This window comes from Microcystis sp. LE19-84.1B, assembly GCF_027531875.1.
In the GTDB taxonomy this organism is placed as follows: Bacteria; Cyanobacteriota; Cyanobacteriia; order Cyanobacteriales; family Microcystaceae; genus Microcystis; species Microcystis panniformis.
Window position 1 is genome coordinate 1 of sequence record NZ_JAPZSR010000368.1, and the last position, 7,900, is coordinate 7,900.

Annotated in this window: 10 protein-coding genes and 3 pseudogenes; 8 read left to right on the forward strand and 5 right to left on the reverse strand. The window is 40.7% G+C overall.

Features of this window, described 5'->3' with window-relative positions; all coding sequences use genetic code 11:
* Positions 1-1,085: 1,085 nt before the first annotated feature.
* Positions 1,086-1,217, forward strand: a pseudogene (locus O9324_RS20745) (PEP-CTERM sorting domain-containing protein); the annotation flags it as partial.
* 241 nt (positions 1,218-1,458) lie between these two features.
* Here the strand turns inward: O9324_RS20745 and O9324_RS20750 are convergent.
* The 3 genes and pseudogenes from O9324_RS20750 to O9324_RS27315 all read right to left on the reverse strand — a co-directional run.
* Positions 1,459-1,725, reverse strand: coding sequence for a Txe/YoeB family addiction module toxin (locus tag O9324_RS20750; RefSeq protein ID WP_002756029.1), 267 nt, complete (start codon positions 1,723-1,725; stop codon positions 1,459-1,461).
* On the reverse strand, positions 1,718-1,978 hold the full coding sequence (locus tag O9324_RS20755; RefSeq protein WP_002736246.1) for a type II toxin-antitoxin system Phd/YefM family antitoxin: 261 nt from the start codon (positions 1,976-1,978) through the stop codon (positions 1,718-1,720). Before O9324_RS20755 ends, O9324_RS20750 begins: the two co-directional genes overlap by 8 nt.
* A 76-nt stretch (positions 1,979-2,054) precedes the next feature.
* A pseudogene (locus O9324_RS27315) lies at positions 2,055-2,268 on the reverse strand (putative toxin-antitoxin system toxin component, PIN family); the annotation flags it as partial.
* 341 nt (positions 2,269-2,609) lie between these two features.
* On the opposite strand from O9324_RS27315, the pseudogene O9324_RS20760 reads away from it, so the two are divergent.
* The 4 genes and pseudogenes from O9324_RS20760 to O9324_RS20775 all read left to right on the forward strand — a co-directional run bounded on the left by O9324_RS20760 (position 2,610) and on the right by O9324_RS20775 (position 5,291).
* Positions 2,610-3,546: pseudogene (locus O9324_RS20760) on the forward strand (IS110-like element ISMae40 family transposase).
* A 420-nt stretch (positions 3,547-3,966) separates the two neighbouring features.
* Positions 3,967-4,206 (forward strand): hypothetical protein, encoded by a 240-nt coding sequence (locus O9324_RS20765; protein ID WP_288141189.1) that lies wholly within the window; start codon positions 3,967-3,969, stop codon positions 4,204-4,206.
* A 399-nt stretch (positions 4,207-4,605) separates the two neighbouring features.
* Positions 4,606-4,875: a hypothetical protein gene (locus tag O9324_RS20770; protein ID WP_288141190.1), complete on the forward strand. Its 270-nt coding sequence runs from the start codon at positions 4,606-4,608 to the stop codon at positions 4,873-4,875.
* Positions 4,872-5,291 carry a putative toxin-antitoxin system toxin component, PIN family gene (locus O9324_RS20775; RefSeq protein WP_288141191.1) on the forward strand — a complete coding sequence of 140 codons (420 nt, stop codon included), beginning with the start codon at positions 4,872-4,874 and terminating at the stop codon, positions 5,289-5,291. Before O9324_RS20770 ends, O9324_RS20775 begins: the two co-directional genes overlap by 4 nt.
* Before the next feature lie 215 nt (positions 5,292-5,506).
* Here O9324_RS20775 and O9324_RS20780 read toward each other — a convergent pair whose 3' ends face one another.
* Positions 5,507-5,755, reverse strand: a complete 249-nt coding sequence (locus O9324_RS20780; protein ID WP_002785172.1) for a DUF2442 domain-containing protein — start codon at positions 5,753-5,755, stop codon at positions 5,507-5,509.
* Positions 5,739-5,945 carry a DUF4160 domain-containing protein gene (locus O9324_RS20785; protein WP_288141192.1) on the reverse strand — a complete coding sequence of 69 codons (207 nt, stop codon included), beginning with the start codon at positions 5,943-5,945 and terminating at the stop codon, positions 5,739-5,741. Before O9324_RS20785 ends, O9324_RS20780 begins: the two co-directional genes overlap by 17 nt.
* 574 nt (positions 5,946-6,519) lie before the next feature.
* On the opposite strand from O9324_RS20785, the gene O9324_RS20790 reads away from it, so the two are divergent.
* From O9324_RS20790 to O9324_RS20800, 3 genes are all read left to right on the forward strand, one after another.
* The gene (locus O9324_RS20790) at positions 6,520-6,711 is read left to right on the forward strand and encodes a type II toxin-antitoxin system HicB family antitoxin (protein ID WP_002771342.1); all 192 of its coding nucleotides are present in this window, start codon (positions 6,520-6,522) and stop codon (positions 6,709-6,711) included.
* Positions 6,708-6,890 (forward strand): type II toxin-antitoxin system HicA family toxin, encoded by a 183-nt coding sequence (locus tag O9324_RS20795; protein WP_071823004.1) that lies wholly within the window; start codon positions 6,708-6,710, stop codon positions 6,888-6,890. The genes O9324_RS20790 and O9324_RS20795 overlap by 4 nt, the downstream gene beginning before the upstream one ends.
* A 222-nt stretch (positions 6,891-7,112) precedes the next feature.
* Positions 7,113-7,655 (forward strand): REP-associated tyrosine transposase, encoded by a 543-nt coding sequence (locus O9324_RS20800; RefSeq protein WP_002790339.1) that lies wholly within the window; start codon positions 7,113-7,115, stop codon positions 7,653-7,655.
* The last annotated feature ends 245 nt before the right edge of the window (positions 7,656-7,900 follow it).

Genomic DNA, 7,900 nt, shown 5'->3' on the forward strand with positions numbered 1-7,900 from the left:
GAAATGGGGCGAAAGTCTGTGGACTCTGTGTAAGACAGTACATGGTTTTTTAACTGTGGTATGCGACGGTGGTGGAAGCAGAAACTTAAATCGTGAGGTTTAGGAATCGCCGCACTTTTAGGGCGGCGAGGATGTCAAGAATTTATCACTCTGATAACACTAGAGGACAAAGACAACAGAAGGTGGGGAGTAGGGGCAATTCATGAATTGCCCCTACTGGCGGGCGCATCGCACGGGTCATCTTTTACATCAGCCGAGGGGCGGCTTCTGTGGTAGGCCGCCAATTGCGAATCGAGTTGCTCTGATGAGCTTCTGGTATTGCATTATGAACTGGAGGCGGCGTGAATTCTGCTTAAGGGAAAACGCTATGGCTCAAGTAGCGGTTAGCGAAATTTTGAACCCTATTACCGAATCTGACACACCGCGCCACAATCTCTCACGGAAGGCGATAGGTCGCCTGAGAAGCAGTAAAACAGGGGAAAATACCTGAAACTCTTTCCCCTGTGAATCCCTAAGCTAGGGAGAAGAATATAAAGATTTATTAAATTGTAGCTTTTGCTACAGTTGTGGGGGGGGGAGTGTGTATGCTTCTGCTATCTCCCTTTGGTGTTGGGTTGGGGTTTTGCTTGACTCAAGGTACATGAGCTAATAAATGTATAGAAACAGTAAAAATGAATATCTTACAAAGATTATCAATGGTTCCAATAATAACAATGGTTACTGCGGTGGGTGTTGCTGTTGCTGTTGAACCTGCTCAGGCAGCTACCCTTTGTTATTGCTATGAGGTTAACCGACCCGGTGTTCCTAAGTCTTTGTATAATGGGAGTTGGCTTTTCGGAGTAAGTCTAGATACGGTTATGAACAAAATAACATTTACAGTTAAAGGTAGTAATTCTCCATCTGGAGGAAAATTTAACGGTACTATGTATATGTACGGCGTAACCGAGTCTAATGGAACATATAGTTTTCACGGTACTAATAACAGGTTAACAATGAGCGGTGAGTTTACCCCTAGTACACATACGTTAATAATTAAAAGCCCAATCACAAGTACGTCTTCTGGTGGTCAAGAGATACCATTCAATGTTAAGCCATGCCCTGAACCCACCTCAACCATCGGCCTCCTCGCCCTCGGCACTCTCGGCGCAGCTTCAACCCTCAAACGCAAACTAAAACCTTCCCAATCTACCGAAAAAGAAACCACAAAAGCCAGCTAAATTGTTTCTAAAAATACCATAAATGCCCCTTCATTCAGTCAGTTGAGGAGAGGCATTTATATCGTATTTTTATGTTATCTTGGGGGTATTTATACCGTTTTGCGGAAGGCAAAAGTCTTATACCATAAACTTTTCACGTTCCTAGTATGTGCCTCACTCATTCGCAAATTGCTATATTTTTACAATCCAAGTCAATCATTTTCAGTCTATAATGTTACCAGTGTAAAATAAATAAGAGGGGTTATTCATAATGAGTCCACATCCGTATAACTTTGACAACCTTCTCTTCTGGAATAACCTGATAAACCAAACGATGCTGAATATTAATACGTCTGGAATAATAGCTCGCTAAATCGCCACTGAGTTTCTCATAAACAGGATAAGATTGATAGGGATTTGACTTAAGAATATTTAATAACTCGTTAGCTTGTTTTGCCAACCCAGTACGAGCCAGCTTTTCAGCATCTTTTTTCGCTTGTTTGGTAAAAACCAACTGCCAATTATCCATTTAAAATTGCTCTGATACCCGCCTCATCCACACAATCTTCAATAGAAGTGTTGCCACCTTCAATAATTGAATCTACCATACCAGGAATAGAATACAAATAAAGCGTTTCTTGAATAGAGTTCCAATCTTCCTCAGCAATTAAAATAGCATTCTTTTTCGTACCAGATAACAAAATTGGTTGATGATTATCATTGGTATCATTCACTAATTCATCAATTTGTTCTTTGGCTTCAGTAACAGTAACAATTTTCATGTAACTATCCCTTAAATTAACAACAATAGTGCAACCGATTTTAACACAAGTTAAGTATTATGCAGGATAATAGCACCTTTTCTAAATATTTGTCAAATTTATTTTTGCTTATTCTCGTTGCCAATTCTTGATAAGTTGCCTTGCTCTGAAGAATGGTACATTGACTGATTGATTACTTTTCTGGGTGTTCCTAGTGGATTGAGTAAAGCACTAATAAAAACATTGGTATCTATAACAACTCGATTAGTCTGAGTAAAACTCGTAGATTGGGTTGACCCAAGGAAACCCAACAACTTCCCGGAATATTTTTACAATCTTGGTTGGGTTTCGCCTTTTGAGCCGATTGGTAATACTTGCTCAATAATGATAGCTCAACCCAACCTTGTATCTTGAGAAGTAGGCAACCCGTCCCAACCTAGGTAAAAAATACCGCTTTGTAGCTTGGGTGCCTATATTCTGAAAAAGGGCGTGGACATCCAGTTCAACCGAGGTGCTTGACACCGTTGGGTAGCCACCGGAGCCACGCCGTCATCCCGATGAGACAAGCTCGAACAATCGCCCTTAGGATTAACCTCGTATTCGCAAGGACGAGTTACCAAAGGGACAAAATAACTTAACCCCAGCATAAACGATGACAGAAGAAAAAACATGGGTAGGGATCGATGTCAGTAAAGAGGTTCTAGATATCTACGTGTTGCCGCAAGGTCTGACCTTGCAACAACCCAACAGCGACGTTGGCGTTCAATCGCTGATTGAACAATTACATCCTCTCTCACCGAGTTTGGTGGTGGTGGAATCGACGGGTGGATTAGAGCGCGCGCTCGTATCGGGCTTACAAGCCGCCACCATACCGGTAGCGATCGCCAACCCCCGCAAGGTCAAAGGGTTTGCGACGGCATTGGGGAAAGCAAAAACGGACAAATTGGACGCACAGGTAATCGCTCAATTCGCACGAGCCGTGCAACCCCAACCCCAACCCGTGGTTGCCCCCCAAGCCCAACAATTGAGCGACCTAGTACGACGACGACAGCAGTTGGTGGAGATGCAGGTGGCGGAGAAAAACCGCCTCAGTCGTGCGTCTGAGACGGTGCAACTAGATATCAAAGCCCATATTGAGGAAATCCAACAGCGTATTGAAAGCCTCAACGAGCAGATTCAGTCCCTCGCCCAACAGCAAGCCGATTGGCAACGCAAAAATGAAATCTTACAATCCGTTAAAGGGATCGGCAAAGTTTCATCTGCCCTATGTTTGGCGGAATTACCCGAGATGGGAACACTCTGGCGAAAAACAGATTGCCCGGCTGGTCGGGGTCGCTCCTATCAACCACGATAGTGGCCAGCACAAGGGTAAACGCATGATTTCGGGGGGACGCACCTCGGTTCGCTGTGGCTTGTACATGGCCACATTGGTAGCCATTCGTCATAACCCGGTGATTCGGAAGTTCTACGAACGGTTGTTGACCAATGGCAAGTTGAAAAAGGTGGCCTTAGTTGCCTGTATGAGGAAATTGCTGGTTATCCTCAATGCCATGATTCGTGATAATAAATGCTGGCAAGCACCCGCTTAGTCCAGTTTTCCGAACAATTTCATCGCTGACAAAACGGATGACTGGTGCCGTTACTTTGTCTTGCCTATTTGGGGTACAAAAGATTTTCTTTATTCCCCTTGACTTTTAAGACAATCGCTACAAGAGAGCGTGTAGGGTGCGTTAGCGTTAGCGTAACGCACCAATCTCAGTTAGAAACCCAACATTCTTAACGACATTGGTGTGGTGGGGTTTCGCTCAAGCGTCGCTAATATTTGACAGAAAAAAGTTATTATTGCTCAACCCAACCTACTGCTTAAGTCACTTGTGTTGGCAAAATTAAAGTCTATCCCGTGTTTTTTGATATTGATGTTGTTCTTTCGATCATCTCACTCAATGTTGGGTTGGTTTGGTGTTAAAATTGGTTTAGGTCTGTCTTAATTGATCAAACTTAGCAAGACAATGAATACTTCGACTACTTTTCAAGAAATCGATGCCGAAATTCAATTGTTTAATAATATTGAACAAAAAGAACAATTTATTTTTGTAGTGGGTGCTTTAGTTTCTTGTATCATCAGTCTTCATAAAGCTGCAGAAGTCATGGAAATGGATACAGAAATGTTCTTGAAAATTTTAGAATTAATGGCAATAGATTTTTCTTATCTTACTACGGAAGACATAGATAGGGAAAAAAATTGGTAATCTCTATGAAAATTGTTTTCAATTCTTCTCCTTTACTCTTTTTGTCTCGGTTAGGCTTTTTAGAAAAATTCCTAGATTCTAATGATAATTTTTATTTATCGTATGACATATTTTTTTCTCCGAATTACTCATAATCTCATTTTAACCGTTCAGGGGGTGGTTGTCAAGCCGCCATTAGTATTGATTCTGTGGAAGGACTCTCCTGGGGTAGTATAAATGTAGAGGGAGAAACATTACCTCTCCAGATGCGAATCGCCGAGCGCCATCAATTCCAGGATTAGATTCCAAGGTAGCAGGCCGTAGCTTGAAAAATTCGCTAAAATATATATAATTAACTTGATCAGATTATTTATAAAGTCTGTTTAACAGCTAAAGCTAATAAAGTTGATTTTGAAGCCGATGACTAAAGAGCTACTCATAGAAATCAATCGAGAAGGAAACATCGAACTTCCTCCTGAAGTTAAAACCCGCCTCAACCCAGGAGATAAATACATGATTTCCCTGACGGAAGACTCCATCATTCTCAAAAAAGTTCATCAAGATAAAGTCAATTTAGAGCAATTCTTTGAGCGACTAGAAGCAATGGAACCAGATGCCAATCAACCGACTCTGGCTGAGATTAGCCAGATGATTAAAGAAGCTCGCCAAATTAGACGCGCCAACTCATGAAAGTTGTTCTAGATGTCAATGTTTGGATTTCAGGATTGTTGTGGGGAGGAGTTCCGGGTAAAATCCTTAAATTAGCTAAAAATCAAAGAATTACAATCTTTGCCTCCCAAAAGATCTTAGCTGATATAGAAGATACATTAGAACGACCCAAACTCCAATCTCGAAAACAATATTGTGGATATACAACAGCATACCTGATGACTATCGTTCAAGAACTTATACAACCTTGTGTTGACAGACTACTAGAAGTTCCTCAACTTAGAGATCCAGATGATGCTGTTATTTTAGCGAGCGCTATAGTTATTCAAGCAGAAGTTATTATTACAGGATATTTAGATTTACTAACATTACATGACTTTGAAAATATCCCCATCATTACTCCCCAGGAATTTCTTAGTCGCTACTTTAATGAGTAGAGAAGAGGAGTAAGGTAATTAATTGACGATTTAAACCGGGAGAAAAGAGAAGTTTGACCGACAATAATTGCTATGATTACTGTAGGATTTAAAAAAAGCGATCGCTATTTCGATCCTCTTATTTTTTTGTTGGGTTTCCTTACGTCAACCCAATCGACGATAATTGCTATGATTACTAGGTTCGGTAGAGCCGATTTTTTTTAAGCATTTAACATTTAAGCACCCAATCTTCCTTCTAAAATGCCAATGATGGACAAATCCTCATCTAAGGTTTCCCAATGTAATCCCGTGCCATCACAAATTAACTCAACCTCTGCTAATTGTTCAAAGGTTGCTTTTGATAAGCGTTTATTTTTATAAGCAGGAAAACGAATTTCTCTATCGTCTTCTAAACGAATACAAATCCATTTATCTTCAACCCAAACTTTTTGAGCTTTTACTATGCTTTCATGTACCAAATACATCGTGCCATTTCCTCCGTATTATTTCTATATTTTCTGTAATGATAACTTCAGCCCGAACAATTTCTTTGGTTTTTAGACCTTTAGCATAATCCAATTCTAGCGGCTCTAGCCAAAATTTAGCATATCCGCCGCCCCGTCGAACGTGAACGTGGATGGGTTCATTGCCTTCTGGCATAAAAAAAGAAAACATAGCCTTCCAGTCTGAAAATTTCTGGCATGAGGTTAAAGCTTATTTGGCTGGATTTGGCCAAGCATGAAATGTAACGTACCACCAATTTTATAATATTCAGTGGGTTATGCTACATTAGTGAGTTTCGTAGGTTGGGTTGAGCGAATAAATATGTTAAGGAAAACCTCTCAATTCTCAGGAAAAGCGAAACCCAACACCCAACACCTAAATCCGTCTGAATCTTTTTGTTGGGTTTCCTTGGGTTTATTGTTGGGTTTCGTGCCTCAACCCAACCTACGGTAGAAACCCAACACCCAAAATCTAAATCTGTCTGAATCTTTTTGTTGGGTTTCCTTGGGTTTATTGTTGGGTTTCGTGCCTCAACCCAACCTACGGTAGTTTCTTTGGGTGTATTGTTGGGTTTCGTGCCTCAACCCAACCTACGAAACTGTAGGTTGGGTTGAGCGAATAAATATGTTAAGGAAAACCTCTCAATTCTCAGGGAAAGCGAAACCCAACATCGTGGCTTGGGAGCAATTCAGTTATAATAGGGGTCAACTTAATATCGTTAGCAACGCAGAATGAGGATTTCACCATGAGGATTCCATATACGTATTGGAAAGAATCAGATGGGATGTTCTTGGGCTATTTGAATGAATTTCCCGATCATTGGACCCAAGGTGTTGACTTAGAAGAATTAATCGAAAACTTGGTCGATCTCTACAGAACATTTACTACGGAAGAAATCCCCGGAATCAAGAGAGTTGCAGAGTTTGAAATCGCATGAAAAGGCATGATTTAATTGCACAATTAGAGCAAGCTGGCTGCTATTTGATTAGACATGGGGGGAAACACGATATTTACCATAATCCAGATACTGGAAAAACAGAACCAATTCCCAGACATCGAGAAATTAATGAGCGATTGGCTAAAAAGATTATCAAAAGTCTTACAGGCGACAGATAAATTCACAGTGCGAATCAAACAAGGCTACAAGGAAGCAAAGGATCTATGGAAAAATGATTACTATATGATTTAAAAAAGAGCGATCATATCGTTTCGTAGTAGTTTCGTAGGTTGGGTTGAGGAACGAAACCCAACAAATCCACCAGTTATGCTTTGTTGGGTTTTCCTTTGGTCAATCTAACCGACAAGGGAGATTATGCGCTAGAATAATCAATATTTATTATGCAGTATCGAAGGGCAAAAATTGAGGGAGGAACTTACTTTTTTACTCTTGTCACTCACAAGCGTAAAAAATTCTTGTGCGAACCGGAAAATATCTCCCTCTTGCGAGAAGCATTTCGCTACGTTATGCAACGTCACCCATTCACAATCGATGCCATTGTCATTTTACCCGACCACCTGCACTGCATTTGGACTTTACCCGAAGGTGATGCCAATTTTTCCACTCGTTGGCGTTTAATAAAAAGCTATTTTAGTCGTAACTGCGATTCACAATATCACGGAAAAATGAATACTTCGAGAGAGAATAAAAAAGAACAAACTATCTGGCAAAGACGGTTCTGGGAACACTTAATCAAAAACGAGCAAGATTTCATTTGTCATGTAGATTACATCCATTATAATCCCGTAAAACATCGATTAGTTAATGCTCCTTCAGCTTGGGAATATTCCAGTTTTCACCGTTATGTTCAACAAGAAATCTATCAGATTGACTGGGGTGCAAATGAAGAAATCATCTTTCCGGTGCAGGTTGGCTATGAATAGAGCGATCGCCTCGTTTCCTAGGTTGGGTCATCGGAACGAAACCCAACAGCCAACACCTAAATCTGTCTGAATCTTTTTGTTGGGTTTCCTTGGGTGTATTGTTGGGTTTCCTGACTACTGTAGAGTCCGTAGGTTGGGTTGAGCGAATAAATATGTTAAGGAAAACCTCTCAATTCTCAGGAAAAGCGAAACCCAACACCCAACACCTAAATCTGTCTGAATCTTTTTGTTGGGTTTCCTTGGGT